Source organism: Paenirhodobacter sp. (genome assembly GCF_047600745.1).
In the GTDB taxonomy this organism is placed as follows: Bacteria; Pseudomonadota; Alphaproteobacteria; order Rhodobacterales; family Rhodobacteraceae; genus Rhodobacter.
The window spans coordinates 1,156,578-1,181,490 of record NZ_JASGKI010000004.1 but is presented as its reverse complement, the minus strand read 5'-3'; the positions used below and the strand labels follow the sequence as shown (position 1 = coordinate 1,181,490).

Below are 24,913 nucleotides of genomic sequence, written 5' to 3'. Positions count from 1 at the left end.
AGGCGGACGTGGCGGGAATGTCGAGCAGGGCATCCCACCTTGTAGCGGTATTGATGGGCGGCGCTTCCTCGGAACGGGAAGTGTCGTTGTCTTCGGGGCATGAATGTGCCCAGGCGCTGCGGGTGGCGGGATTTGAGGTTGTCGAGGTCGATGCCGGCCCCGACCTGGCGGAGCGGCTTGCCGAAATCCGGCCTGCGCGGGTGTTCAACGCGCTTCATGGCCGTTGGGGCGAGGACGGCTGCGTGCAAGGTATGCTGGAGTGGTTAAGGATTCCCTACACCCATTCCGGAATTTTGGCCTCGGCGCTGGCGATGGACAAGACCCGGGCCAAGGAGGCGTTCCGCGCTGCGGGCCTGCCGGTGGTCGAAAGCCTGCTGGCCGACAAGGCCGAGGTCATGGCGCGCCATGTCCTGCCCGTGCCCTATGTGGTGAAATCGAACAACGAAGGCTCCTCGGTCAACGTTTTCATCGTGACAGAGGGGGCCAACGGCCCGCCCGCGCTGCCCGAGAAGATGCCGCAGGTGGTGATGGTCGAAACCTATGTCCCGGGCCGCGAACTGACCTGCGCGGTGCTCGATGACCATGCCTTTTGCGTGACCGAACTGCTCACCGATGGCTGGTATGACTATGCCGCGAAATATTCGGCCACCGGCGGGGCGCGGCACGAGTGCCCGGCGCGGATCCCGGCGGAGATTGCGGAGGCGATGCGGGATTATGCCCTGCGCGCACACCGGGCGCTTGGCTGCCGCGGGCTGAGCCGGGCCGATTTCCGTTGGGACGATACCCGCGGGCTGGATGGGATCGTGCTGCTGGAGGTGAACACCCAGCCGGGCATGACGCCGACCTCGCTTGCCCCGGAGCAGGCGGCGGCGGAGGGGATCGCCTTCCCCGAGCTTTGCCGCCGGATCCTGGAGGATGCCTCATGCGACCGCTGAGCGCGCAACCCCGGTATCTGAAGCCGCGCGGGCCGAAGCGGGATCCGGCGCCGTCGCGGCTGGCGTTCCGGCTGCAACGGCTGTGGCTGACGCCGACGGTGCGGGCGCTGACCCGGATCGGCGCGCCGATCTTCGTCGTCGTGCTGGGGCTTGGGCTGTGGCTGGGCGATGCCGGGCGGCGGGCCGATCTGGTGCAATGGTATGACGATCTGAAGTTGCAGATCCAGAACCGCCCCGAATTCCGCGTTGCCGACCTGAAGATCGAAGGCGCGAGCCCCGAGGTCGAGGATGCCGTCCGCGCGATGCTGCCGGTCGAGCTTCCGGCGTCGCGCTTCGCGATCGACCTGACCGCCTATCACGACGCGATCAAGCGGCTGGACGCGGTGAAGGATGTCGCGCTGATCGTGCGCAACGATGCGCTGGACATCAAGGTGACCGAGCGCGAGCCGGTGATCCTGTGGCGCACGCAGAGCACCGTCGAGATGCTGGACGAAACCGGGCATCGTACCGCCTCGCTGGTGCGCCGCGATGCGCGCCCGGACCTGCCGCTGATCGCGGGGGAGGGCGCGGACAAGGCCGTTCCCGAGGCGCTGGAAGTGCTGGCCGCCGCCCGCCCGCTGCTGCCGAAGATGCGCGGCCTGATCCGGGTGGGGGAACGCCGCTGGGACATCGCGCTGGACGGCGAACGGGCGATCATGCTGCCCGAAAAGAACCCGGCCCGCGCGGTCGAGAAGGTGCTGGCGCTGGATGGGTCGGACGATCTGCTCAGCCGCGATTTCAGCCGCGTCGACCTGCGCAATCCGGACCGCCCGACGGTGCGGCTCAGCAGCTATGCGCTTGAACAGTTTCAGGTGATTACGGGCCAGATCCCGGCGCCCCGGAAGACCAACGCGAAGGCCTCCCCATGACCGATCTTTACCAGACCCAGCGGGCGATGCGCGCGATGCGCAAGGCCGCGATGCAGCGCGGCGTCGTCGCCCTTCTCGACATCGGCACCTCGAAGATCGCCTGCCTGGTGCTGCGCTTCGACGGGGTGGACCCGTCGCGCGAACACGAAGGCGTCGGCCCGCTGGCCGGGCAATCGACCTTCCGCGTGATCGGCGCGGCCACCACGCAATCGCGCGGGGTGCGCTTCGGGGAAATCGACTCGATGCCGCAGACCGAACGCGCGATCCGCACCGTGGTGCAGGCGGCGCAGAAGATGGCGAACACCCGGGTTGACCATATCATCGCCTGTATCGCCGGGGCGGGGCCGCGCAGCTATGGGCTGGCGGGGCAGGTCGATGTGATGGATGCGCAGGTCGGCGAACAGGATGTGGCGCGGGTGCTGGCGTCCTGCGACATGCCCGACATCGGGCAGGGGCGCGAGGTGCTGCATGCCCATCCGGTCAACTTCGCGCTGGACAACCGCTCGGGTCTGTCGGATCCGCGCGGCCATGTCGGCAACCAGCTGGCGGTGGACATGCACCTGCTGACGGTGGATGCGGCGGCGATCCAGAACCTGATCTATTGCATCAAGCGGTGTGATCTGGATCTCGCGGGGATCGCGTCCTCGGCCTATGTGTCGGGGCTGTCGTCGCTGGTCGAGGATGAGCAGGAACTCGGCTCCGCCTGCATCGACATGGGCGGCGGCGCGACCGGCGTTTCGATTTTCATGAAAAAGCACATGATCTTCGCCGATGCGGTGCGGATGGGGGGCGAGAACGTCACCCATGACATCGCCGTCGGGTTGCAGATCCCGGTGACCATGGCCGAGCGGATCAAGACCTTCCACGGCGGCGTGGTCGCGACGGGGATGGACGACCGCGAGATGATCGAACTCAGCGGCAATTCCGGCGACTGGGAAAAGGACCGCCGCCGGGTCAGCCGGGCCGAACTGATCGGCATCATGCGGCCCCGGGTGGAGGAAATCCTCGAAGAGGTCCGTGCCATTCTGGATGCCGCCGGGTTCGACCACCTGCCGAGCCAGCAGATCGTGCTGACCGGGGGCGCGAGCCAGATCCCGGGGCTCGATGGCCTCGCGGCGCGGATCCTGGGGCAGAACGTGCGGCTTGGGCGGCCCCTGCGGGTGCAGGGCCTGCCGCAGGCGGCGACGGGTTCGGGGTTCTCCTCGGTCGTCGGGCTCGCGCTGTTCGCGGCCAGTCCGCAAGATGAAATGTGGGATTTCGAGATCCCCGCCGAGCGGCTGAACGGCCGCCCCTTCCGCCGCGCGCTGCGCTGGTTCCGCGAGAACTGGTAGCCGGCGCGCAGACCTGCCTTGCTTCCCCGCCCGCTAGGGTCGGGGGTGCCTTGGCGGGTGGATACCAGATTGTGGATAATGCGCGAAATACCGCTGAAACCATTCCGTGGGCTTCCAGATTTTGTGTTTTAACTGTGTTTTTTGGGTGACGTTTTGCGGATTCGCCGTTAAAGTCCCCTTAAACTTCGGGGACATTCGGCCGAACCGGGCCGTGCAGAACAAGACAGGCGGAAACCTATGACCTTGACCTTCTCGGCGACGGAACACGAAGAGCTCAAGCCGCGGATCACCGTTTTCGGTGTGGGTGGCGCGGGTGGCAACGCGGTCAACAACATGATCGAGCAGCAGCTCGAAGGTGTCGAATTCGTCGTCGCGAACACAGATGCGCAGGCGCTGCAACAATCGCGCGCCGCCGCCCGGATCCAGATGGGCCTGAAGGTGACCGAAGGTCTTGGCGCCGGGGCTCGTCCCTCCGTTGGCGCCGCCGCGGCCGAGGAAACGATCGAGGAGATCGTCGATCATCTGGCTGGCGCGCATATGTGTTTCATCACCGCCGGCATGGGCGGTGGCACCGGCACCGGCGCCGCGCCGATCATCGCGCAGGCGGCGCGGGAACTGGGCGTGCTGACGGTGGGCGTGGTCACCAAGCCGTTCCAGTTCGAGGGCACGAAGCGGATGCGTCAGGCCGAGCAGGGCATCGAGTCGCTGCAAAAGGTCGTCGACACGCTGATCATCATCCCGAACCAGAACCTGTTCCGGCTGGCGAACGAACGCACCACCTTCACCGAAGCCTTCGCAATGGCCGACAACGTGCTGTATCAGGGCGTGAAGGGCATTTCCGACCTGATGGTGCGCCCGGGCCTGATCAACCTCGACTTCGCCGACGTCCGGTCGGTGATGGACGAGATGGGCAAGGCGATGATGGGCACCGGCGAGGCCGATGGCGACGACCGCGCCGTTCAAGCCGCGGAGAAGGCGATCGCCAACCCGCTCCTGGACGAAATCAGCCTGCGCGGCGCGAAGGGCGTCCTGATCAACATCACCGGCGGCTACGACCTGACCCTGTTCGAGCTGGACGAAGCCGCGAACCGGATCCGCGAGGAAGTGGACCCGGAGGCGAATATCATCGTCGGCTCGACCCTCGACCCCGAAATGGAAGGCCGGATGCGTGTTTCGGTCGTGGCGACCGGCATCGACGCCGTGGTTTCGACGGCGGACGTTCCGGCGCCGCGCCGCTCGATGGCGGAACCGCTGAAGGCCGAGGCGCCGAAGGCAGCCGCTCCGGCGGAACCCGCGCCTGCGCCGCAACCGGCCGTCGCGCAGCATGACCGGACCCTGTTCGACACGCCCGCCCCGGCCCCCCAACGTCCGGCGGCCCCGGAGGTCAGCGACGAACTGCCGCCCCCGGCCTATCAGCCGCGCCCGGCCGTTGCCCGCGAGCTTCATGTCGAGGAAGACGTTTCGGAATTCGTGGCGCCGCGCCCGCGTCAGCCCGGCACGCCCTCGCCCGAGGCGATGGCGCGTCTGCAAGCGGCGGTGAACAAGCCCGCCGCCGGGTATCACCGCCCCGCTGCGACGCAGATGCCGCAGCGCCCGGCGCCGCAGTCCGCCGCCGAAAAGCCGCGCTTCGGAATCAATTCCCTGATCAACCGGATGACCGGCCACGGCCCGGAACAGGCCGCGCCGGCGGCGGCTCCCGCCCGTCATGCGCCGAATCCGGTGCAGCAGGCCTATGACGACGAACCGGAACAGGATCAGGATCGCATCGAAATCCCGGCCTTCCTGCGCCGTCAGGCGAACTGAGCAGTTCACATCTGAAATTTCAAAGGCCGCGGGTTTCGCGGCCTTTTTCTATTGTATTTCATGTGGTTATTCGGTGGATGGCGCGGTTTCGCCGCGCGGCGGCGCGATTGTTTCAGGCTGTTGCAAAGAGTGAATTGTTAACTGTGACGGGTCTGCCTAACTGATCTTGCGAGCCCCGGAGTTCTTGGGGCGGGCAGTCAACAGGAGCGTACCGTGCAGACGACACTCGGATCCAAGGTCACCTTCGACGGCGTGGGCCTCCACTCGGGCGCCCCGGTGCGGATGGTTGTCCACCCGGCGCCGGCGGACCATGGCGTCGTGTTCTGCCGCACCGATATTTCCGACCGCGACCCGCTGGTGATCGCGCGGTGGGACAAGGTAACTCCCTCGAAGCTCTGCACCCTGATCGAAAACGAGGCGGGTGTCTCGGTCTCGACGATCGAACATATCATGGCCGCGCTGGCGGGTCTGGGCATCAACAACGCGCTGATCGAAATCAGCGGGCCGGAAGTGCCGATTCTCGACGGTTCCTCGGCGCTGTTCGTGCGGGCGATGCGCCGTGTGGGCACCCGGACGCAACAGGCGCCGCTGCGTGCCGTGCGGATCCTGAAACCGGTCGAAGTGCGTGATGGCGAGGCGACGGCCCGGCTCGAACCGGCGCAGGCGCTGGAGATCGACTTCGCGATCGACTTCACCGATGCGGCGATCGGCAAGCAGGAAAAGCACCTGAAGATGTCGAACGGCGCTTTCGTGCGCGAGTTGATGGACAGCCGTACCTTCTGCCGCCGCGCCGATGTGGATTATATGCAGTCGCATGGGCTGGCCCTTGGCGGCACCTATGAAAACGCGGTCGTGATCGACGGCGACAAGGTGCTGAGCCCCGGTGGCCTGCGTCATCCGGACGAAGCCGTGCGGCACAAGATGCTCGACGCGATGGGCGATCTGGCGCTGGCGGGGGGGCCGATTCTCGGCCGCTATGTCGGCAACCGTTCGGGCCATGCGATGACCAACCGCCTGCTGCGCGCCCTGTTCGCGGACCCCACCGCCTGGGCCTGGGAAACCTGTAGTCCGCAACAGGCGCACAGCCTGCCGGGTGCGGGCGTGGCGCGCCGCGTCCCCGTCGCGGCACGGTGAGCGAAAGGCCCCTCCGGATGCGCGAAAGCTGTTTTGCGCACCGGATTTTTCTGTGCTAGAGGTGCGAAGCAGCCGCCGGGACAGGTGGCCTTGGCAGCGTGTTGCGGCTCCGCCCTTCGCGCGCGGAATTCGGGAAGAGGCGACGGGCATGACACTGGGCAAAGCGGCGACATTCCGGGTCGGCAGTCTTGTGTTTGCAATCCTTCTGGCGGCCTGTAGTGGCAAGCCGAAGGAACCGCCGATGGAGAATTTCACCGCGGAGGAAATCTACAAGCGCGGCGAATATGAGCTTGAGGTCGGCAATCCCCGCCGCCCGGTCGAGGCGCTGCGCTATTTCAGTGAGGTTGAGCGGCTTTATCCCTATTCGGAATGGGCCAAGCGCGCGCTGATCATGGAAGCCTATGCGCAGCACAAGGCCAAGAAATACGAGGATGCGCGCGGTTCCGCCCAGCGATTCCTGGATACCTATCCGGGGGACGAGGATGCGGCCTATGCGAAATACCTGCTCGCGCTGTCCTATTACGACCAGATCGACGAGGTGGGCCGTGATCAGGGCCTGACCTATCAGGCGCTTCAGGCGCTGCGCGATGTGATCGAGGAATATCCTGACAGCGATTATGCGCGCTCGTCGATGCTGAAATTCGATCTCGCCTTCGACCATCTGGCGGCGAAGGAGATGGAGATCGGGCGTTACTACCTCAAGCAGGGGCATTACACCGCCGCGATCAACCGCTTCCGCGTCGTGGTGGAGCAGTTCCAGACCACGACCCAGACGCCGGAGGCGCTGGAGCGGCTGGTGGAGGCCTATCTCGCGCTCGGCCTGACGAATGAGGCGCAGACCGCGGGGGCCATTCTCGGTCACAACTTCCAGTCCTCGCCCTTCTACCAGGACGCCTATGCGCAGCTGAAGAAGCAGGGCCTGAGCCCCGAGGCGAAGCCCGGCAGCTGGCTGAGCGAGGTCTATGGTCAGGTGATCAAGGGCAATTGGCTCTGAGGCGCCATGCTGCGCTCGCTCGACATCCGCGACATGCTGCTGATCGACCGGCTGGACCTGACGTTCCGGCCGGGCCTGAACGTGCTGACCGGCGAGACCGGGGCGGGCAAGTCGATCCTGCTCGACTGTCTGGGCTTCGTGCTGGGCTGGCGCGGCCGGGCGGAACTGGTGCGCAAGGGCGCGGAGCAGGGCGAGGTCACCGCTGTCTTTGATCTGCCCGCGGGGCATCCGGCCCGCGCGGTTCTGGCCGAGGCCGGGATCCCGGTGGAAGATGAACTGATTCTGCGCCGGGTAAACGCGCTCGATGGCCGCAAGACGGCATGGATCAACGACCGGCGTGCCTCGGGCGAGGTGCTGCGCGCGGTGTCGGCGGTTCTGGTCGAACTGCATGGCCAGCATGACGATGGCGGGCTGTTGAACCCACGCGGGCACCGGGCGCTGCTGGATGCCTTCGGGGGCTATGACCTGGCGCCGGTGCGCGCGGCCTGGGCACAGCGGCTGAAGATCGCGCGGGCGCTGGACGTTGCGCGGGCGCGGCTGGCCGCCGTGAAGGGCGAGGAGGATTTCCTGCGCCATGCGGTGGCGGAGTTGGACGCCTTGGCGGTGCAGCCGGGCGAGGAGGCGGAACTCGACGCGCGCCGCCGGGCGATGCAGGCCGCCGAGCGGATCCGCGCCGATGTGACCCGCGCCTTGCAGGCGCTTGGCCCGGAGGGCGCCGAGGGGGCGATGCGCGATGCCGACCGCTGGCTTCAGGGCGCCGCCGACCGCGCCGAGGGCCGGCTGGAGGCGCCGCTTGCCGCGCTGGACCGGGCGCTGATCGAATTGGGGGAAGCGGCGTCGGGGGTCGAACAGGCGCTCGATGCGCTGTCCCACGATCCGCGCGAATTGGAGGCCGCCGAGGAGCGGCTGTTCGCGGTCCGGGCGCTGGCGCGCAAGCACGGTGTCGTGGGCGATGACCTGCCCGGGTTGGCCGAGATGCTGCGCGATCGGCTGGCGGCGCTGGACGCGGGGGAAGAGACGATCGTGACGCTGGAGGCGGAACTGGCGCGCGCCGAAGCCGCCTATCGGGCCGAGGCCGACCGGTTGTCCGATTCGCGCCGGGCGGCGGCGGTGCGGCTGGATGCGGCGATGGCGGCGGAGCTTGCGCCGCTGAAGCTCGAACGCGCGGTTTTCGCGACTCAGGTCGCGCCGGGCGAGGCGGGGGCCGAGGGCGTGGACGCCGTGGCCTTTACTGTGGCGACGAATCCGGGCGCGCCCGCCGGGCCACTCGACAAGATCGCCTCGGGCGGGGAACTGTCGCGCTTCCTGCTGGCGCTGAAGGTGGTTCTGGCGCGCGGGGCGGATGCGCTGACGCTGATTTTCGACGAAATCGACCGCGGCGTGGGTGGTGCCACCGCCGATGCCGTCGGGCGCAGGCTGGCGCAACTGGCCGAGGTGGCGCAGGTTCTGGTCGTCACCCATTCGCCGCAGGTCGCGGCGCGGGGCGGGCATCACTTCCGGGTGCAGAAATCGGTCTCGGGCGGCATGACGACCTCCCGCGTGGTGGCGCTGGCCCCGGCGGAACGGGTGGATGAAATCGCCCGCATGATTTCGGGCGCCGAGGTGACCGAGGCCGCGCGGGCGGCGGCGCAGGATCTTCTGGCGGGCTAAAGCGGCAGGTAGTCCACCGTCTCCCCTGCCTTGCGCGGGCCATCGCCCAGCGGACGGATCAGCAGCGCATCGGCCTCCGCCAGAACGCCGAGCCGGGCGGAATCCTGGCTGGTGCAGGGGGTGATGCCGGGCGGCGTCCCCGCGCCCAGCACCGCGCGCATGTAATGCGTGCGCGGGCCGGTGGGGCCGACATCCACCGCCAGAACGGCCTGACGCGGCGTTGGGTGCGCCGCCCGCCCCTGCATCCGCGCCAGCATCGGCAGCAGGAACAGTTGCGCGCAGACCGCCGCCGAGACCGGATTCCCCGGCAGGCCGAGCAGAACGCTTTCCCCCATCCGCCCCGCCATCAGCGGCTTGCCCGGCCGCATCGCGATCTTCCAGAAGCTGCGCTCCAGCCCCAGTTCCACCGTGACCTGCCCGACCAGATCATGCTCCCCCACCGACGCACCGCCCGAGGTGACGATCAGATCCGCCCCCGCAGCCAGCCCGAAGGTGAAGCGCAGGCTGTCCTCGGCATCGCGCGCGATCGGCAGCAGGCGCACCTCCGCCCCCGCCGTTTCGGCCATCGCGGCCAGCATCAGGTTGTTGGAACAGATGATCTGGTCCGGGCCGGGCGTTTCCCCGGGCTGCACCAGTTCGTCCCCCGTCGCCATGATCGCAACGATGGGGCGGCGGTGGACGGAAACCTCGGCCACGTTCATCGCGGCGATCAGGCCGATGTCGCGCGCGTTGAGCGCCCGGGCCGGGTGGAAGCCCTCGCCCTCGGCAAAGTCCTGCCCGCGCGGGCGGATGTTGTCATTGCGCGAAAGCGTCGCGGGCAGGGTGATCGTCTCGCCCTCGCGCAGCACGTCTTCCTGAAGCACCACGACCCCGCCCGGCGCGGGGCAGGGGGCGCCGGTGAAGATCCGCACCGCCTGACCGGGGGCCAGCGGCCCGGTGTAACCGCGCCCCGCCGCGGCCTCACCCTCGATCCGCAGCACCGCGCCCGGGTGGTGATCTGCCGCCGCGAGCCAATAGCCATCCATCGAGGAGGCATCGAACGGCGGTTGCGTCAGCCGCGCCACCACCGGCGCCGCCAGAACCCGCCCCGCCGCATGGCGCAGCGCAACCGTTTCGGAGGGCAGCGGCGCGACCAGCGCCAGAACCCGGGCCAGAGCCTCTTCGACCGGAATCATGCCTCGTATCGCCCCGACTTGCCGCCATCCTTCAACAGCACGCGGATCCCCTCGATCCGCATGGATTTCTCCACCGCCTTCAGCATATCATAAACGGTGAGGGCGGCGACGCTGACGGCGGTCAGCGCCTCCATCTCCACCCCGGTCTGCCCCGTCGTCTTCACCGTCGCGGTGATCCGGACGCCGGGCAGGTCCGCATCCGGCACCAGATCGAGCGAGACCTTGGTGATCGGCAGCGGATGGCACAGCGGCACCAGTTCCGCCGTCTTCTTCGCCGCCATGATCCCGGCCACCCGCGCCACGCCCAGCACATCGCCCTTGGGCGCGTCCTGCACATGGGCCAGCGTTTCGGGCGCCATCACCACCGCGCCCACGGCCACGGCCACCCGCGCGGTGACCTCCTTGCCGGAGACATCGACCATATGCGCCTGTCCGGCGGCATCGAAATGCGTCAGGCTCATGCCAGCAACGCCCGGGTCGCGGCGGCGACATCGGCCTGCCGCATCAGGCTTTCGCCGATCAGGAAGCGGCGCGCGCCGACCTCGGCCATGGCCGCAAGGTCGGCGGGCGTGAAGATCCCGCTTTCGCAGACCAGATCGCGCCCCTCCGTCAGAACCGTCGGCGCCAGCCGCCGGGTGGTGTCGAGCGTGACCTCGAAGGTCTTCAGGTTGCGGTTGTTCACGCCCAGAAGCGGCGAGCGCAGCCTTAGCGCGCGGTCGAGTTCCTCGGCATCATGCACTTCGATCAGCACATCCATGCCCCAGCCGAAGGCCGCATCCTCCAGTTCCGCCGCCAACGCATCCTCGACCGAAGCCATGATGATCAGGATGCAATCAGCGCCCCAGGCCCGCGCCTCCGCGACCTGATAGGTGTCGTAAAGGAAATCCTTGCGCAGGGCGGGCAGGGCGCAGGCCCCCCGTGCCGCCGTCAGGAACTCCGGCGCGCCCTGAAACGAGGGCGTATCGGTCAGCACCGACAGGCAGGCCGCTCCGCCCTGTTCATAGGCGCGCGCCAGCGCGGGCGGGTCGAAATCCGGGCGGATCAGCCCCTTCGACGGCGAGGCCTTCTTGATCTCGGCGATCAGGCCATAACCCCCGGTGGCCTTGGCCGTCAGCGCCTTCGCAAAGCCACGGGTGGGGGATTGCGCGCGCGCCTCGGCCTCGACCCCGGAGAGGGGCCGCGCCGCCTTCGCCGCCGCGATTTCGTCAAGCTTGTAGGCCTTGATCTTGTCGAGAATATTCATGCCGCCAACCGTTTCAGCGCATCCAGTTTCGCCTTGGCCGCACCGGAATCAATGCTCTCTGCCGCCATCCGCGCCCCGTCCCTGAGCGTGGAAACCTTGCCCGCCACCACCAGCGCCGCCGCCGAATTCAGCAGCACCGCATCGCGGTAGCCGCCCGTAGCCCCATCGAGCAGCGCGGCAAAGGCGCGGGCGTTCTCGACCGGCTCGCCGCCGATGATTTCCTCGAACGCGTGGACCGGCAGGCCCGCATCCTCGGGATGGACCTCGAATTCGCGGATCTGTCCGCCTTCGAGCGCGGCGGCCCAACTGACCCCGGCAATCGACAACTCATCCGTGCCGTCGCCGCCATGCACCAGCCATGCGGCCTCGGAACCAAGCTGGTTCAGCACCTCGGCCATCGGCCGGATCCATTGCCGCGAATAGGTGCCCGTTAGCTGCCGTTTCGCCCCGGCGGGATTGGTCAGCGGCCCGAGCAGGTTGAAGATCGTCCGCGTGCCCAGTTCGACCCGCGTCGGCCCGATATGGCGCATCGCGGGGTGGTGAACCGGCGCCATCAGAAAGCCGATCCCGGCCTCGGCCAGGCAGCGCTCCGCGACCTCCACCCCTTTCATCACGTCGATGCCCAAGGCGGTGAGCGCATCCGCCGCGCCGGATTTCGACGACAGGTTGCGGTTGCCGTGCTTGGCCACCGGCACACCCGCGCCCGCCACCACAAAGGCCGTGGCGGTCGAGATGTTCAGCGTGCCCTTGCCGTCGCCGCCGGTGCCCACGATGTCCATGGCGCCCTCGGGCGCGCGGGCGCGGTTCATTTTCGCGCGCATCACGCTGGCGGCGGCGGTGATTTCGTCCACCGTCTCGCCACGCGTGCGCAGCGCCATCAGGAACCCGCCCATCTGCGCGGGCGTAGCGGTGCCCTCGAAAAAGGTCTCAAACGCCGCCTCGGCCTCCGCGCGCGTCAGCGGGCGTTCGGCGGCGATCCCGATCAGGGGCTTCAACGCACTCATGCCGTCACCTTCACTTTCGCTTCCTCCAGGAAATTCCGCAGCATCTGGTGGCCGTGCTCAGAGGCGATCGACTCGGGGTGGAACTGCACCCCCTCGATCAGGCGCTCCTTGTGGCGCAGCCCCATGATCATCCCGTCGTCGAGCCATGCCGTGACCTCAAGACAGTCGGGCAGGCTGTCGCGGTCCACGATCAGCGAATGGTAGCGCGTGGCGAGGAAGGGCGAAGGCAGGCCCCGGAACAGGCCCTTGCCGCCGTGGTGGATGGTGCCCATCTTGCCATGCACGGTTTCGCCCGCCCGCACGACCTGCCCGCCGAAGGCCGCGCCGATCGTCTGATGGCCGAGGCACACGCCCAGAAGCGGCAGCCCCGCCTCGGCGGCGGCGAGCGTCAGCGGCAGGCAGATCCCCGCCTGTGCCGGGTCGCAGGGGCCGGGGGAGAGCACGATCGCCTCCGCCCCCATCCCCATCGCCTGCTGCACGTCGAGCGCGTCATTACGCACCACCTTCACATCCGCGCCCAGCTCGCCGAAATAATGGACGAGGTTGTAGGTGAAGCTGTCGTAGTTGTCGATGAGCAGCAGCATGGCATTCCTTTCGTAGCGCCGGATTTGGGGGATGAACCGCGCCGGGCGCCGGGCTATAGATGGTCAGAGCGGCGGGCCGGGGTCAAGGCCCGGACGGACGATAAACCCGGGCAGAACGGGTGTCGCATGGAATTGAGGGGGCGGAACGTATGGTTCGAGGTTTGATCGCCGGACTTGGCACGGGCGCGGTGGTCGCGGTGCTGGGGCTGGGGGCGCTTTCGGTGCTGGCGCCGCTGCCGCCCGCGAACCTGCCTGCCGCGCCGGATCCTGCCACCGTGCCGCTTGCCGTGCCGCAGGAGGCCCCGCCCGCCACCAAGGCCGATAGCGTTCCGGCGGCGCCTGTGGCGGAAGACCGCCCGGCCCCCGGCAATGCGCCGGATGCGGTTTCGGTCCCGGCGGCCTCGCAATTCGCGCGCGGAGCGGGGGACCGGGTGCCCGCCGCGCCTGCCGGAGAGGAAGCCCCGCTGGTCGCGGCCACGCCCGCCGCGCCCGCGCAACCCGTCCGGACGATGCCCCTTGTCACTGCCGCGCCGATGCCCGCGTCCCGGCCCGAGGTTCCCGAAACTCCCATCGCCCCGGTTGCCCCCGCCGCGCCGGGGGACGATCCCGTCCTGCGTCCCGCCGCCGAAGCCCCGGTTCCGGTGCCGCCGCCCGGCGAGGCCCGCGCCCCCGCGCTCGGCTCCGGCGGGGGGAGATCATCCTGCTGCCGAACGGTCGCCCCGCGCCCGCCAATCCGCCAAGCGTTTTCACCTCCGGTCCCGCGCATCGGCTGCCGGTGATCGGCTCCGAGCCGCCGCCGCTGATCGAACCCGCGCCGGGGGCGCTGCCGGTGATGGCGGTGGTGCTGGTCGATGTCGGCGTCGCGGCGGGGGGGCTCGACCGGGCGGCGATCAAGGCGCTGGACGTGCCCGTGACCATCGCCCTCGACCCGACCCGCCCCGATGCCGCCGAAGCCGCCGCCGATTACCGCACCGCCGGGATCGAAGTCGCGATTCTGGCGCCCGACCTGCCGGAAGGTGCCGATGCCGATGCGGCGCTGGATGCCTGGCGCAAGGCCGTGCCGGGTGCGGTGGCCGTGGTCGCGGGCCCGCCGCTTGCGCAGGCGCTGGCCCGCGCCGGGATCGCGCGGGTCGGCGCGGAAGAGACGCAGGTGCTGGATGCCGGTCGCGATTCGGAAGCCGGCGTGGGCCGTGCGTTGGAGCGGGTCGGCGCGGGTGGGGCAACGGTGCTGCTGCACAGCTGGCCCGCCTCGGTGATGGGGCTGCGCGCCTGGGCCGAAACGGAGCGCGGCGTCACGCCCGCCCCGGTGTCCGGACTGCCGCGCTGAGTCAGTTGCCGCGGCTGACGAACAGGCCCGCATCCTCGGCCGCCTTGCGCAGAGCCTTGGATTTGTTCACGGTTTCCTGATATTCCGCCTCCGGGTCGCTGTCATAGACCACGCCGCCACCGGCCTGGATATACAGCACCCGATCCTTCACCACCGCCGTGCGCAGCGCGATGCACATGTCCATTTCGCCATTCGCCGCGAAATAGCCGACGCCGCCGCCATAGATCCCGCGCTTCTCGGGTTCCAGCTCGTCGATGATCTCCATCGCGCGGACCTTGGGCGCGCCCGATACCGTGCCCGCGGGCAGACCGGCGAGCAGGGCAGAGAGCGCATCCTGCCCCTCGGCCAGTTCGCCCACCACGTTCGACACGATATGCATGACGTGGGAATAGCGCTCGATGGTGAATTTCTCGGTCGGATGCACCGTGCCGATCCGCGCCACCCGGCCCACATCGTTGCGGCCAAGGTCCAGGAGCATCAGATGTTCCGCCAGTTCCTTCTTGTCGGCCAGAAGGTCTTCCTCCAGCGCCTTGTCCTCGGCGGGGGTCGCGCCGCGCGGGCGGGTGCCCGCGATCGGGCGGATCGTCACCTCGCCCTCGCGCAGCCGGACCAGAATCTCCGGCGAGGCGCCGACGATCTGGAACCCGCCGAAGTTCAGGAAGAACATGAAGGGCGAGGGGTTCGTCCGCCGCAGCGAGCGATAGAGCGCGAAGGGCGGCAGCGGGAAATCCGCCGCCCAGCGTTGCGCGGGCACGACCTGAAAGATGTCGCCCGCGCGGATATAGTCCCGCGCCTTCTCGACGGCGGCCTTGTAACCCTCGGCGGTGAAGTTCGAGCGCAGCGGGCCGACCTGCGTGGTTTCGCCCATCTCGCGGCTTTGCGAGGGCGTCCGGTCGAGGTCGCGCAGCGCGTCCATCACCCGCTCCGCCGCCTGCGCATAGGCCGCCCGCACCGACAGGCCCGAGGACTGGAACGCCGGGGCGCAGAGGATCACATCGCCCTTCACCCCGTCCAGCACCGCCACCAGCGAAGGCCGCATCAGCACCGCATCCGGCACACCGAGCGGGTCCGGATTGACGTTCGGAAGATGCTCCACCAGCCGGATCATGTCGTAGCCGATATAGCCGAACAGCCCCGCGGCGGCGGCGGGCAGATCCTCGGGCATCTCCATCCGGCTTTCGGCGATCAGCGCGCGCAGGCTTTCGAACGGATGGCCGGGCAGGGCGTCGTAGCGGTCCTCGAACCGGGCGTTGCGGTTGATCCGCGCGGTTTCGCCCCGGCACTCCCAGATCACATCGGGTTTCATACCGACGATGGAATAGCGCCCCCGAACCTCGCCGCCGGTGACGGATTCCAGCATGAAGCTGTTCGGCTGCGCATCCGCCAGCTTGAGCATCAGCGACACCGGGGTATCCAGATCGGCGGCCAGCCGGGCATAGACAAGCTGGTTCTCGCCGCGGGTCCAGGCTCGCTCGAAAGCGTCGAAGGCGGGGGAAAGGGCGACCATCTGCGCCTCCTTACTGCATCTGCGCCTGAACGGCGTTGATCGCGGCGGTGTTCACCGTCAGGCCAAGCTCGCTCTGCGCCGAGGTGGCATAGAGCATCAGCAGGTCGTTGGCGATGGACTGCGCCAGCCGCTGGCTGAGCGTGTTGTGAAGCTGCGCGACCTCCGGATCCTGCGGATCGGCGGCGATCGGCTGGCCGGGGACCACGACGAAGACGCGGCCGCCTTCGTTGATCACCGAGGGCTTGCCCGGCGCGGTTTCAAAGGCGGTGCGGATCAGGCTGGGCGGCACGCCCTCGATGAAGCCGGTGCGCTCGACCGCCGCCGCATTGCTGACCACAAGCCCCTGATCGGCGAGTGCGGCCCCGGCGGAAACCGCCGCCGCGATCTCCTCGGCCCGGGCGACCTTCAGCCGGCCAAGCTCCGCCGCGCTCCAATCCGCCGCCACCCGGTCGCGGACCTGATCGAAGGGGATCGGCGCCGCCGGGGTGGTGCCATCGAGCCGCAGGGCGAAGACGCTGCCGTCGTCCAGATTGGCGAGGGTGGGGAAATCCTCCTGCGTCGCGGCATTGGCGGCATCGCGGAAGCCCTGATAGGCGGCGATTCCCTCCGTCGTCTGCGCCGTCATCGCGATATGGCCAAGCTGCATCCTGGTTTCCTTCGCCATCTCCTCCAGCGTCGCGCCGGAGGCCAGGCGGTCCTCAAGATCCGCCGACATGTCGGCGATCATCCGCCGCGCGCGGTCGATCGTCGCCTCGGCGGCCAGATCGGTCTTCGCCTCGTCGAAGCCGGTCGCTTCGGCATTCAGGATGCCATTCATCTTGAACAGCGCGGGGCCGAGGTCCGTCTGCACCGGACCGGCAACGCCCGGCTCCTTCAGCGCGAAGACCGCATCGCCCGCCGCGCCCAGATCCGCCTTCGACACTTCGCCCAGGTCGATGTCGGCGATGTCCAGCCCGCGTTCGCGCGCCAGATCCTCGAAGCCGATCTGCCCGGCATCGAGCCGCGCCTTCGCGGCCAGCGCTTCTTCCTCGGTCGGGAAGACCAGCTTGTCGACCATGCGCCGTTCGGGCTGGTTGAACTCGTCGTGGCGTTGCTCATACATCGCGCGCAGCGTGGCCTCGTCCGGCGCGGCCTCGTCCTTCAGCATGTCGGGCGTCAGCCAGACATAGCTGATTTCGCGCGATTCCGGGCTGGTGTAATTCTGGGTATGCGCGTCATACCAGGCCTTGAGCTGCTCTTCGGTCGGTGCGGCGGGCTGCGCGGGCAGGTCCGCGGGCGCGATCTCCGCCCAGGCCAGCGAGCGGCTTTCGGTGACAAAGGCGGTGAAGGCCGCGGTCAGCGGGGCGGGGGATTGCACGCCGCTGGTGATCACGCCCTGCACGACCGAGCGGGTGAGGTCGCTGCGGACGCGCTCCTCGAAATCGGCCTCGGTAAAGCCCTCCTGGCGCAGCGCCATGCGGTAGGTCTCGCGGTCGAACTTGCCGCCCGCGCTCTGAAAGGCGGGGATGCGGGTGATCTGCCGCGCCACTTCCGCATCGCCCACAGACAGGCCGAGCCGGTTCGAACTCCTCGGTCAGCGTGGCCTCGGTGAAGAGCCGGGCCTGCACCTGCCGGTCGATCCCGTAGGTCGTGGCGTCGGCCATGCTGAGCGGACGGCCCAGTTCCTGCTGCGCGGCGTTCATGTCCTGCCGCAGCGCGCGGGCGTAATCGTTCAGCGTGATGTCGGTATCGCCCACCGATCCGACGACCTGCTTGCCGCCGCCGAAATTGCTGACGCCAAAGCCGCCGAGGCCCAGCACCATGACCCCGAGCAGGATCCAGACGACCACGCCTTTGCCGTGGGTGCGCAGTTTGGTCGACATGCAGGAACCTCCCGTGTTCAGGCCGCTGCCGGTTGTTTATGGCTTTGCCCCCGCAGCCGCAAGGCTAGATGGCCAGCGCCGCCAGCCGCCCCATCAGCGCGCCGATGCCCGGAACGTCGATATTGGCGAAAGCGATGCGGCATTGCCGCCGCCCGCTCGGGTCGTCCGCCGGGGTGAACATCGTGCCGGGCAAGAGCAACACCCCCGCTTCGCGCACCAGTCGGCGGGCGAAATCGGGCGAATCCTGTGCCGCGGGATGTTCGACATAGGCGAAATAGGCACCGCAGCCGAGCGTCTTCCAACCGTCGAGCCCGGCCAGCCCCTGCACCATCGCGGCGCGGCGCGCGAGGATTTCGGCCCGCTCGCCCGCCACCCACTGGCCAAGGTTGCGCATCCCCCAGAGTGCGCCGATCTGGCCCAGCTGGTTCGGGCAGATCGCGACGGTATCGAGGAACTTCTCCACCTCGGCGATCCGCCCGACCGAGGTGACCAGCGCGCCGACCCGGTGTCCGGTCAGCCGGTAAGCCTTTGAAAAGCTGTAGAGATGGATGAAAGTGCGGTCCCAGTCCGGGTCATGGAACAGGTCATGGGCGGGGCCGGTGCGGCTGTCGAAATCGCGATAGGTCTCATCCACGATCAGCGCGATGCCCCGGTCGCGGCACAGGTCATAGAACGCCCGCACGACCTCGGCCGGATACTCCGCCCCGCCCGGATTGTTGGGGGACACCAGAATGATCGCCCGGGTCCGGTCGGTGATCAGCCCGGCCGCGCGTTCCGGTTCCGGGATCAGACCCGGCCCGGCGGGCAGCGGCACGGTTTTCACCGAGGCCATGTCGAGCCACATCTTATGATTGAAATACCACGGCGTCGGCAGGATCACCTCATCCCCCGGCCCGGCCAGCGTGGCGAGCGTGGCGCAGAACGCCTGATTGCAACCCTGCGTGATCGCCACCTGCGCGCCGCTCAGCGTGGCTCCGTAATGCGCGCCAAGCTGCGTGGCCAGTTCGTCGCGCAGTTCGGTCATGCCCAGCACGGGGCCGTAAAGATGCGCCGCCGGATCGTTCAGCGCGGCCTCCGCCACCGCCCGGCGCAGCCCTTCGGGCGGCGGGTCGATCGGCGCGGCCTGACTGACGTTGATCAGCGGGCGTTCGGGCGGAAAGGTCACGCCGTCAAGCCAGCCGCGCGCCTCCATCACCGGCGGAGCGAAGGTGCGGGCAAGCGCGGGATTGAGCGGGGCGACGGTCATGGAAACCTCTGGCATTTGGGGGGATCAGTCGGTGCCGCGGAACGGCTGGACATATTGCAGCGCCATGTCCCAGGGGAAGAAGATCCAGGTGTCCTGGCTGACCTCGGTGATATAGGTGTCCACCTGTAGCTTGCCCTTCGGCTTGGCATAGACGGTGGCGAAATGCGCCTTCGGGTAAAGCGTGCGCACCAGTTCCAGCGTGCGACCGGAATCGACCAGATCGTCGACGACCAAAATCCCCTCGCCATCGCCCATCAGGTCGGCCTGTGGCGCCTTGATTACCTGCGGCGGGTGCTGCGTCTGGTGGTTGTAGCCCTTGACCGAAATCGTGTCGATCACCCGGATGTTCAACTCGCGCGCGACGATCGCCGCAGGTACCAGCCCGCCCCGGGTGATGCCGACGATCGCTTTCCACGCGCCATTGTCCGGCCCCTTGCCATCCAGCCGCCACGACAGCGCGCGGGCGTCGCGGTGGAGTTGGTCCCAACTGACGTGGAAGCCTTTTTCATGCGGGAGCTTGTCGACCATGGGGTGCCTCAGGTGAGTGCCAGTTTCAGACCGAGAAGGGCGAGCAGCCCTCCGAACACGCGCTCGAACACCGTCTTCAGGCCCAGATAGGCGCGCCGGGTGCGGTCGAGCGAAAAGATCCGCGACACCAGCATCGCGCAGCCGGTATCGTTGACGAAGACCATCAGCAGGATCGCCGGATAGGCCCAGCCGGGCGCATCGGGCGGCAGGAAGGTCAGGAACACGGTGCCGAAGAAAACGGCGGGCTTCGGATTGGCCAGCTGCGTCGCGAGACCGAGCCGGAGCAGGCCAAGGTTCGTGCGTGCCGAAGCCTCGGCGCCGTCACCGATCGGGTCGGGGGCATGGCGCCACATCTGCACCGCCATCCACAGCAGATAGGCCGCGCCCGCGAATTTCAGCGCGGTGAGCAGGGCAGGGGCCAGTTTGAACAGCACCGACAGCCCGAACAGCGCCGCCGCCGCCCAGCAGCAGGCGCCCAGCCCGATCCCCACCGAAAGCCAGGCGCCGCGCGCAAATCCTTCGCGCAGGCCGGTGCGCGCCGCCATCAGGATCGCCGGGCCGGGCGAGATCGCCGCGGCGAGCTGAGTGAAATAGATGGCGAGCAGCGCGCCGAGGGTCATCTCAGTCCTTGCGCCCCGTCACCACGTCGATGTCGGGCGCATCCACCGCCTTCATGCCGACGACATGATAACCCGCATCGACATGCAGCGTTTCGCCCGTGGTGCCCGAACCGAGATCCGAGAAGCAGATAGAGCGCGGCCTTGCCGACCTCTTCCTGCGTCACGTTGCGGCGCAGGGGCGAGTTCAACTCGTTCCACTTCATGATATAGCGGAAATCGCCGATGCCCGAAGCCGCCAGCGTCTTGATCGGCCCGGCGGAGATCGCGTTCACGCGGATGCCGTCCTTGCCCAGATCCTCGGCGATATATTTCACCGAAGCCTCCAGCGCCGCCTTGGCCACGCCCATCACGTTGTAATGCGGCATCACCTGTTCCGCGCCGTAATAGGTCAGCGTCAAGAGCGACCCGCCATCCGGCATCATCGCGGCGGCGCGGCGCGCCACGGCGGTGAAGGAATAGACGGAGATGTCCATCGTCATCGCGAAATTCGCGGCCGACGTGTCGACGTAACGTCCGCGCAATTCGTTCTTGTCGGAGAAGCCGATGGCATGGACCACGAAGTCGATCTTGCCCCATTTCTCCGCCAGCGTGGCGAACAGCGCATCGAGCGATGCCTGATCGGCCACGTCGCATTCCACCAGCAGATCCGCGCCGATCTGCGCGGCCAGCGGTTCCACGCGCTTTTTCAGCGCCTCGCCCTGATAGGAGAATGCCATCTCGGCCCCCGCGTCGGCGCAGGCTTTGGCGATGCCCCAGGCGATCGACTTGTCATTGGCAAGGCCCATGATCAGCCCGCGTTTGCCCGCCATCAGCGTGTTCGACATGTCAGGTTACCCCCGCTTCCCTCTGGTAAGTGCGCCAGCATTAGGCGAAACGTTAAGGGGCATCAAGGCTGTGTAACAAGGCGGAGAACGGGAATGGGCGACCGGAGCGGCATCTTTGCGGGCGAGGACCCCTTTGTCATCGCGCAGTCCTGGCTGAGCGAGGCGGAGCGCACGGAGCCGAACGACCCGAATGCGATCGCGCTTGCCACGGTGGATGCGGACGGCCTGCCGGACGTGCGGATGGTGCTGCTCAAGGAGATCGAGGGGCGGGATGCGCCCTCGGGCGGGGCCTTCGTGTTCTACACCAATTACAACTCGCGCAAGGGGCAGGAGATCGCCGCCACCGGCAAGGCGGCCTTTGTGCTGCACTGGAAAAGCCTGCGCCGGCAGGTCCGGGTGCGCGGGCTGGTCACCCGCGAGGAGGGGCCGCAGGCGGATGCCTATTATGCCTCGCGCTCGTTGCAATCGCGGCTTGGCGCCTGGGCCTCGCGGCAGAGCCAGCCGCTCGAATCGCGCGGCGCCCTGATGGCGGAGGTCGCGCGGGTCACGGCGCGTCAGGGCGTGAACCCCGCCCGCCCGCCGTTCTGGGGCGGGTTCCGGATCACCCCTCTCGAAATCGAATTCTGGGCGGATGGCGCGTTCCGCCTGCATGACCGGTTCCGGTGGGTCAGGTCCGATTTTGCGGCGGATTGGCGCATTTTGCGGCTCAATCCCTGATTGTAGGGGAACAAGTCCGCGCGATTTTTCCACTTCGTGGACTATCCGGGTCCGGATTTCCATAGTTTTTTCTTGAAACCTGCTCCAATCATGTGACACTGCAACGCAGGGTGGATTGTGATGCACGGGGAAGATTTGGACGGAATGCAATGAACGAGACAAAGGTCGGCATGCGCTCTGTGGTGGGACGGGTCAAATGGTTCGATCCTGCGCGGGGGTTTGGCTTCATCCTGGATGAGGCCGGTGGGGCGGATATTCTCCTCCACGCCAACGTGCTGCGCAACTTCGGGCAGGGCTCCGTTGCCGATAATGCGGGAATCACCGTGCTCGTTCAGTCGACCCCGCGCGGCGCGCAGGCGGTCGAGGTGCTGTCGATCGCTCCCCCTCCCGAAAGCGATTGCGCCGATCTTGAGGATCTGGGCAATGCCACCCCCGAGATGGTCGAAAGCCTGCCGATCGAACCCGCCCGCGTGAAGTGGTTCGACAAGGCCAAGGGCTTCGGTTTCGCCAATGTCTTCGGCAGGGTCGAGGATGTCTTCATCCATATCGAGGTGTTGCGCCGTTCCGGATTGGCGGATCTTGCGGCGGGCGAGGCGGTTTCGCTGCGCGTGATCGACGGCAAGCGCGGCCGCATGGCGGTCACCGTCATGGCCTGGGATGCCGGTCTTCCGCGCGAAGAACCGCGCGTGGTGTCGCCTGTGCGCGAGGTCGGCCGGGGGCCGGTCATGTCCGTGCAGAAGGTGGCGCTGCATCGCTGATCATGCGGTCGTTGCTTCTTGCGGTCGTATTTGCCGCGCTTTCCTCTGCCGCATGGTCCGGGCCGGTGCAATGCCGCCCCAACACGGCGGTTCTGAGCCGGTCCGACGGGGCGGTGGCGGCGACGTTCCGGGTCGAACTGGCGGATGACGAGGGTGAGCGTTCTCAGGGCCTGATGCGGCGCGAGTCGATGCCGCGCTCCGCCGGGATGTTGTTCATCTATCCGTCGGAGCGTCCGGTGGCGTTCTGGATGCGGGACACGCTGATTCCCCTCGACATGCTGTTCATCGACGGAACCGGGCGGGTGGTGGCCGTGCATCCCCGGGCCCGGCCGTTGGACGAGACCCCAATTCCCTCGGGCGTTCCGGTGCAGTTCGTGCTGGAAATCAACGGCGGGCTGGCGGAGCGGCTCGGCCTGACGCCGGGGGTGGTGCTGTCCCATCCCGCCATTGCGGCGGATCGGGCGGCGCGGCCCTGTCGATGACCCCTTTCCTTGCTCGGCCATGGCCTGTAGGAAGACACCTGTCGGGGCGTAGCGCAGCCTGGTAGCGCGACTGTTTTGGGTACAGTAGGTCGTGAGTTCGAATCTCGCCGCCCCGACCATTCCGCATCATGCCCCCCGGTTCAGCAGATCGGCCCGCCCCGCCTTCAGCCGCGCGAGATTTTCGCACAGGATGCCGATCACGTTCTGTTCGTAGAACCGCGTTTCCCCAGCGACATGCGGGCTGATGACGACATTGGGCATGTCCCACAGCGGGGAGTCCGGGGGCAGCGGCTCCGGATCGGTGACGTCGAGCGCCGCCCCGGCGATCCGGCCCGCCGCGAGGGCTTCGGTCAGCGCGCCCTGATCCACGCAGGCGCCGCGCGCGACATTGACCACATAGGCCCCGGGGTTCAGCGCGGCGATCAGCGGGCGGCTCAGCAGGCCGCGCGTCTCTTCGGTCAGCGGGCAGCACAGCACGACGACATCGGCCCGGGGGATCGCCGCCGCCAGATCGGTGAAGCCGAAGACCTCATCCGCCTGGCCCCGGCCCTGTGCGGGGTCGCGGCGCACGCCGATCACGGTCATGTCGAAGGCCTTTGCCAGCCGCGCCACCCTGTCCCCGATCGCGCCAAGGCCGATGACGAGCATCGTCTTGCCCGCGATTTCCTCTTCGCGGCTCTGCCGCTGCGGCTGCCACAGGTGCCGGCGCTGATTGTCATGGGCGGCGCCAAGCTGCCGGGTCAGGGACAGCAGCAGCGCGAACACATGTTCCGACACCGCGTTGCGGTTCACCCCGCTCGCCCCGGCCAGCAAGACGCCCCTTGCGCGGAAGGCGTCCAGGTCGAACTGGTTCAGTCCCGCGCTGAAGGATTGCAGGTAGCGCAGCCGCCCCGCCACCGGCAGCATGTCGTTCGACCAGAGCATCGAGGCCACCAGCACATCGACGGTGGGCAGAGAGGCGCGTAGCGCGTCGCTGGTCCTGACCTGAATGGTTTCGATCCCGGTGCCGAGGGCGTCGAACATCGGTTTCATGTCGAAGGTCGGATGGGCGAAGCAAAGCCGCAGCGTGCTGTCCGGGGGGAGCAGGGATGTCATCGGGGGCCTCCTGTCTGTGCCCGCAGGTTTGCCCGCGCCGGTGCCGATGTCGAGTCACAGGGCGCGGATCACGCTCCGGTCGATGTCGGAAAGCGTCCGCCGCCCGGTCAGCGCCATCGCCACCTCCAGTTCCGCGCGCAGAATGCTCAGCATATGGGCGACCCCCGCCGCGCCGCCGACCGCGAGCGCATGGATCTGCGGTCGTCCGATCAGCACCGCCGCCGCGCCGAGCGCCAGCGCCTTGAGCGCATCGGTGCCGCGCCGGATCCCGCCGTCGCTCAGGACGGGCACCCGCCCGGCGATCCGGTCCACGATCTCGGGCAGGACGTCGGCGGTGGCGGGCAGGGTGTCGAGGGTGCGCCCGCCGTGGTTCGACACGATCACCCCATCGGCCCCGGCCTCTACCGCGTGGGCGGCATCGGGGGCCGACATGATGCCCTTGAGCAGGATCGGCAGCCGCGTTTGCCCGCGCAGCCAGTCGATATCCTCCCACCGGGGGGCCGCATCCATCAGGCCGAGGAACACCCCGCTGCGGCCGGGCTCCGTGCGCACCTGCGCCGGGCGCAGGCCGTCGAGGTTCACCGCGCGCAGCCCCTCGGGCAGGTGGAACCCGGCGCGGGCCTCCATGTTGCGGATACCGTTGACCGGGGCATCGACCGTCACCACCAGCGCGCGGAACCCGGCGGCTTCGGCCCGGCGGATGAGGTGCAGCGTATCTTCGCGATGGGGTTGCGGGTAAAGCTGGAACCACAGCGGCCCCTGCGCCCGCGCCGCGATCTCCTCCAGCCGCAGGCCCGATTGGGTGGACACCACCATCAGCCCGCCGGTCGCCGCCGCGCCGAGCGCGCTGGCATGTTCGCCCTCGGGATGCGCGAGGCCATGGAACGCCACAGGCGCCAGCAGGAACGGATGGGCCAGCCGCAGGCCGAGCAGGTCAAGCCCGGTCCCCCCGCCGCGCAGATCCGCCAGCACCCGGCTTTCCAGCCGCATCGCCCGCCAGGCGGCAAGGTTCGCCTCCGCCGTGAGGCCATCCGCCCCCGCGCCGTCGATATAGGCCCGCGTCGCGGCGGGCAGGAGCGCGGCGGCATGGCGTTCGTAGTCGCACAGCGCCACGATGTCGGGCGGGATCGCGGTGGCCTGTCGGACGGGGTGCATGTTGGGCCCTTCGTGGTGGTTGCGCGCAGCA

Annotated in this window: 24 protein-coding genes, 1 tRNA gene and 2 pseudogenes; 13 read left to right on the top strand and 14 right to left on the bottom strand. The window is 68.3% G+C overall.

Annotated elements, in window-relative coordinates; all coding sequences use genetic code 11:
• Window positions 1–8: 8 nt before the first annotated feature.
• The 7 genes from QM789_RS14530 to recN all read left to right on the top strand — a co-directional run bounded on the left by QM789_RS14530 (window position 9) and on the right by recN (window position 8,755).
• A complete protein-coding gene (locus QM789_RS14530; RefSeq protein WP_420352579.1) occupies window positions 9–935 on the top strand; it encodes a D-alanine--D-alanine ligase in 927 nt (308 codons plus the stop codon).
• Window positions 923–1,843: a cell division protein FtsQ/DivIB gene (locus QM789_RS14525; protein WP_420352578.1), complete on the top strand. Its 921-nt coding sequence runs from the start codon at window positions 923–925 to the stop codon at window positions 1,841–1,843. Before QM789_RS14530 ends, QM789_RS14525 begins: the two co-directional genes overlap by 13 nt.
• A complete protein-coding gene (ftsA, locus tag QM789_RS14520; protein ID WP_420352577.1) occupies window positions 1,840–3,174 on the top strand; it encodes a cell division protein FtsA in 1,335 nt (444 codons plus the stop codon). Before QM789_RS14525 ends, ftsA begins: the two co-directional genes overlap by 4 nt.
• 237 nt (window positions 3,175–3,411) lie before the next feature.
• Window positions 3,412–4,977 (top strand): cell division protein FtsZ, encoded by a 1,566-nt coding sequence (gene ftsZ, locus QM789_RS14515; protein ID WP_420352576.1) that lies wholly within the window; start codon window positions 3,412–3,414, stop codon window positions 4,975–4,977.
• 213 nt (window positions 4,978–5,190) lie between these two features.
• Window positions 5,191–6,111, top strand: a complete 921-nt coding sequence (gene lpxC / locus QM789_RS14510) for a UDP-3-O-acyl-N-acetylglucosamine deacetylase (RefSeq protein WP_420352575.1) — start codon at window positions 5,191–5,193, stop codon at window positions 6,109–6,111.
• A 148-nt stretch (window positions 6,112–6,259) separates the two neighbouring features.
• On the top strand, window positions 6,260–7,105 hold the full coding sequence (locus QM789_RS14505; protein ID WP_420352574.1) for an outer membrane protein assembly factor BamD: 846 nt from the start codon (window positions 6,260–6,262) through the stop codon (window positions 7,103–7,105).
• A gap of 6 nt (window positions 7,106–7,111) precedes the next feature.
• Entirely contained in the window at window positions 7,112–8,755 is a 1,644-nt protein-coding gene (recN, locus tag QM789_RS14500; protein WP_420352573.1) for a DNA repair protein RecN, read from the top strand.
• On the opposite strand, the gene QM789_RS14495 is transcribed toward recN, so the two are convergent.
• The 5 genes from QM789_RS14495 to QM789_RS14475 are packed head-to-tail and all read right to left on the bottom strand — an operon-like array spanning window position 8,752 to window position 12,761.
• Entirely contained in the window at window positions 8,752–9,930 is a 1,179-nt protein-coding gene (locus tag QM789_RS14495; protein WP_420352572.1) for a molybdopterin molybdotransferase MoeA, read from the bottom strand. The genes recN and QM789_RS14495 overlap by 4 nt on opposite strands.
• Window positions 9,927–10,391 (bottom strand): cyclic pyranopterin monophosphate synthase MoaC, encoded by a 465-nt coding sequence (gene moaC / locus QM789_RS14490; protein WP_420352571.1) that lies wholly within the window; start codon window positions 10,389–10,391, stop codon window positions 9,927–9,929. The genes QM789_RS14495 and moaC overlap by 4 nt, the downstream gene beginning before the upstream one ends.
• Window positions 10,388–11,173, bottom strand: a complete 786-nt coding sequence (trpC, locus tag QM789_RS14485) for an indole-3-glycerol phosphate synthase TrpC (RefSeq protein WP_420352570.1) — start codon at window positions 11,171–11,173, stop codon at window positions 10,388–10,390. The genes moaC and trpC overlap by 4 nt, the downstream gene beginning before the upstream one ends.
• On the bottom strand, window positions 11,170–12,177 hold the full coding sequence (trpD, locus tag QM789_RS14480) for an anthranilate phosphoribosyltransferase (protein WP_420352569.1): 1,008 nt from the start codon (window positions 12,175–12,177) through the stop codon (window positions 11,170–11,172). The genes trpC and trpD overlap by 4 nt, the downstream gene beginning before the upstream one ends.
• The gene (locus QM789_RS14475) at window positions 12,174–12,761 is read right to left on the bottom strand and encodes an anthranilate synthase component II (RefSeq protein WP_420352568.1); all 588 of its coding nucleotides are present in this window, start codon (window positions 12,759–12,761) and stop codon (window positions 12,174–12,176) included. The genes trpD and QM789_RS14475 overlap by 4 nt, the downstream gene beginning before the upstream one ends.
• Before the next feature lie 149 nt (window positions 12,762–12,910).
• On the opposite strand from QM789_RS14475, the gene QM789_RS14470 reads away from it, so the two are divergent.
• Together QM789_RS14470 and QM789_RS14465 are read left to right on the top strand one after the other, a co-directional pair.
• Window positions 12,911–13,540: a hypothetical protein gene (locus tag QM789_RS14470; RefSeq protein ID WP_420352567.1), complete on the top strand. Its 630-nt coding sequence runs from the start codon at window positions 12,911–12,913 to the stop codon at window positions 13,538–13,540.
• On the top strand, window positions 13,537–14,088 hold the full coding sequence (locus QM789_RS14465; protein ID WP_420352566.1) for a divergent polysaccharide deacetylase family protein: 552 nt from the start codon (window positions 13,537–13,539) through the stop codon (window positions 14,086–14,088). The genes QM789_RS14470 and QM789_RS14465 overlap by 4 nt, the downstream gene beginning before the upstream one ends.
• Window position 14,089: 1 nt before the next feature.
• On the opposite strand, the gene trpE is transcribed toward QM789_RS14465, so the two are convergent.
• From trpE to fabI, 7 genes and pseudogenes are all read right to left on the bottom strand, one after another.
• Window positions 14,090–15,595: an anthranilate synthase component I gene (trpE, locus tag QM789_RS14460; protein ID WP_420352565.1), complete on the bottom strand. Its 1,506-nt coding sequence runs from the start codon at window positions 15,593–15,595 to the stop codon at window positions 14,090–14,092.
• Between the two features lie 10 nt (window positions 15,596–15,605).
• Complete coding sequence (locus tag QM789_RS14455; RefSeq protein WP_420353320.1) at window positions 15,606–17,144, bottom strand: peptidyl-prolyl cis-trans isomerase; 1,539 nt, start codon at window positions 17,142–17,144, stop codon at window positions 15,606–15,608.
• 22 nt (window positions 17,145–17,166) lie between these two features.
• Window positions 17,167–17,457: pseudogene (locus QM789_RS14450) on the bottom strand (SurA N-terminal domain-containing protein); the annotation flags it as partial.
• A 64-nt stretch (window positions 17,458–17,521) separates the two neighbouring features.
• Entirely contained in the window at window positions 17,522–18,703 is a 1,182-nt protein-coding gene (locus tag QM789_RS14445; RefSeq protein WP_420352564.1) for an aminotransferase, read from the bottom strand.
• A 24-nt stretch (window positions 18,704–18,727) separates the two neighbouring features.
• On the bottom strand, window positions 18,728–19,231 hold the full coding sequence (gpt, locus tag QM789_RS14440; protein ID WP_420352563.1) for a xanthine phosphoribosyltransferase: 504 nt from the start codon (window positions 19,229–19,231) through the stop codon (window positions 18,728–18,730).
• Between the two features lie 8 nt (window positions 19,232–19,239).
• Window positions 19,240–19,851: a LysE family translocator gene (locus QM789_RS14435; RefSeq protein WP_420352562.1), complete on the bottom strand. Its 612-nt coding sequence runs from the start codon at window positions 19,849–19,851 to the stop codon at window positions 19,240–19,242.
• 1 nt (window position 19,852) lies between these two features.
• Window positions 19,853–20,675 (bottom strand): annotated as a pseudogene (gene fabI / locus QM789_RS14430) (enoyl-ACP reductase FabI).
• A gap of 93 nt (window positions 20,676–20,768) precedes the next feature.
• Between fabI and pdxH the strand changes: the two are divergent.
• The 4 genes from pdxH (at window position 20,769) to QM789_RS14410 (ending at window position 22,751) form a co-directional block, all read left to right on the top strand.
• Entirely contained in the window at window positions 20,769–21,392 is a 624-nt protein-coding gene (gene pdxH, locus QM789_RS14425) for a pyridoxamine 5'-phosphate oxidase (protein ID WP_420352561.1), read from the top strand.
• A 149-nt stretch (window positions 21,393–21,541) separates the two neighbouring features.
• Complete coding sequence (locus QM789_RS14420) at window positions 21,542–22,150, top strand: cold-shock protein (RefSeq protein WP_420352560.1); 609 nt, start codon at window positions 21,542–21,544, stop codon at window positions 22,148–22,150.
• A 2-nt stretch (window positions 22,151–22,152) separates the two neighbouring features.
• Window positions 22,153–22,632: a DUF192 domain-containing protein gene (locus QM789_RS14415; protein ID WP_420352559.1), complete on the top strand. Its 480-nt coding sequence runs from the start codon at window positions 22,153–22,155 to the stop codon at window positions 22,630–22,632.
• A 42-nt stretch (window positions 22,633–22,674) separates the two neighbouring features.
• Window positions 22,675–22,751: transfer RNA gene (locus QM789_RS14410), tRNA-Pro, on the top strand.
• A gap of 7 nt (window positions 22,752–22,758) precedes the next feature.
• On the opposite strand, the gene QM789_RS14405 is transcribed toward QM789_RS14410, so the two are convergent.
• Both QM789_RS14405 and QM789_RS14400 read right to left on the bottom strand, forming a co-directional pair.
• Complete coding sequence (locus tag QM789_RS14405; RefSeq protein WP_420352558.1) at window positions 22,759–23,727, bottom strand: D-2-hydroxyacid dehydrogenase; 969 nt, start codon at window positions 23,725–23,727, stop codon at window positions 22,759–22,761.
• A gap of 54 nt (window positions 23,728–23,781) precedes the next feature.
• Window positions 23,782–24,882, bottom strand: coding sequence for an alpha-hydroxy acid oxidase (locus QM789_RS14400; RefSeq protein ID WP_420352557.1), 1,101 nt, complete (start codon window positions 24,880–24,882; stop codon window positions 23,782–23,784).
• Window positions 24,883–24,913: the final 31 nt, after the last annotated feature.

Coding starts and splice junctions, on each gene's coding strand:
- QM789_RS14525 (WP_420352578.1), top strand. CDS start 923: ATGCGACCGCTGAGCGCGCAACCCCGGTATCTGAAGCCGCGCGGGCCG.
- ftsA (WP_420352577.1), top strand. CDS start 1,840: ATGACCGATCTTTACCAGACCCAGCGGGCGATGCGCGCGATGCGCAAG.
- ftsZ (WP_420352576.1), top strand. CDS start 3,412: ATGACCTTGACCTTCTCGGCGACGGAACACGAAGAGCTCAAGCCGCGG.
- QM789_RS14505 (WP_420352574.1), top strand. CDS start 6,260: ATGACACTGGGCAAAGCGGCGACATTCCGGGTCGGCAGTCTTGTGTTT.
- recN (WP_420352573.1), top strand. CDS start 7,112: ATGCTGCGCTCGCTCGACATCCGCGACATGCTGCTGATCGACCGGCTG.
- QM789_RS14495 (WP_420352572.1), bottom strand. CDS start 9,930: ATGATTCCGGTCGAAGAGGCTCTGGCCCGGGTTCTGGCGCTGGTCGCG.
- moaC (WP_420352571.1), bottom strand. CDS start 10,391: ATGAGCCTGACGCATTTCGATGCCGCCGGACAGGCGCATATGGTCGAT.
- trpC (WP_420352570.1), bottom strand. CDS start 11,173: ATGAATATTCTCGACAAGATCAAGGCCTACAAGCTTGACGAAATCGCG.
- trpD (WP_420352569.1), bottom strand. CDS start 12,177: ATGAGTGCGTTGAAGCCCCTGATCGGGATCGCCGCCGAACGCCCGCTG.
- QM789_RS14475 (WP_420352568.1), bottom strand. CDS start 12,761: ATGCTGCTGCTCATCGACAACTACGACAGCTTCACCTACAACCTCGTC.
- QM789_RS14470 (WP_420352567.1), top strand. CDS start 12,911: ATGGTTCGAGGTTTGATCGCCGGACTTGGCACGGGCGCGGTGGTCGCG.
- trpE (WP_420352565.1), bottom strand. CDS start 15,595: ATGGTCGCCCTTTCCCCCGCCTTCGACGCTTTCGAGCGAGCCTGGACC.
- QM789_RS14445 (WP_420352564.1), bottom strand. CDS start 18,703: ATGACCGTCGCCCCGCTCAATCCCGCGCTTGCCCGCACCTTCGCTCCG.
- gpt (WP_420352563.1), bottom strand. CDS start 19,231: ATGGTCGACAAGCTCCCGCATGAAAAAGGCTTCCACGTCAGTTGGGAC.
- QM789_RS14435 (WP_420352562.1), bottom strand. CDS start 19,851: ATGACCCTCGGCGCGCTGCTCGCCATCTATTTCACTCAGCTCGCCGCG.
- pdxH (WP_420352561.1), top strand. CDS start 20,769: ATGGGCGACCGGAGCGGCATCTTTGCGGGCGAGGACCCCTTTGTCATC.
- QM789_RS14420 (WP_420352560.1), top strand. CDS start 21,542: ATGAACGAGACAAAGGTCGGCATGCGCTCTGTGGTGGGACGGGTCAAA.
- QM789_RS14415 (WP_420352559.1), top strand. CDS start 22,153: ATGCGGTCGTTGCTTCTTGCGGTCGTATTTGCCGCGCTTTCCTCTGCC.
- QM789_RS14405 (WP_420352558.1), bottom strand. CDS start 23,727: ATGACATCCCTGCTCCCCCCGGACAGCACGCTGCGGCTTTGCTTCGCC.
- QM789_RS14400 (WP_420352557.1), bottom strand. CDS start 24,882: ATGCACCCCGTCCGACAGGCCACCGCGATCCCGCCCGACATCGTGGCG.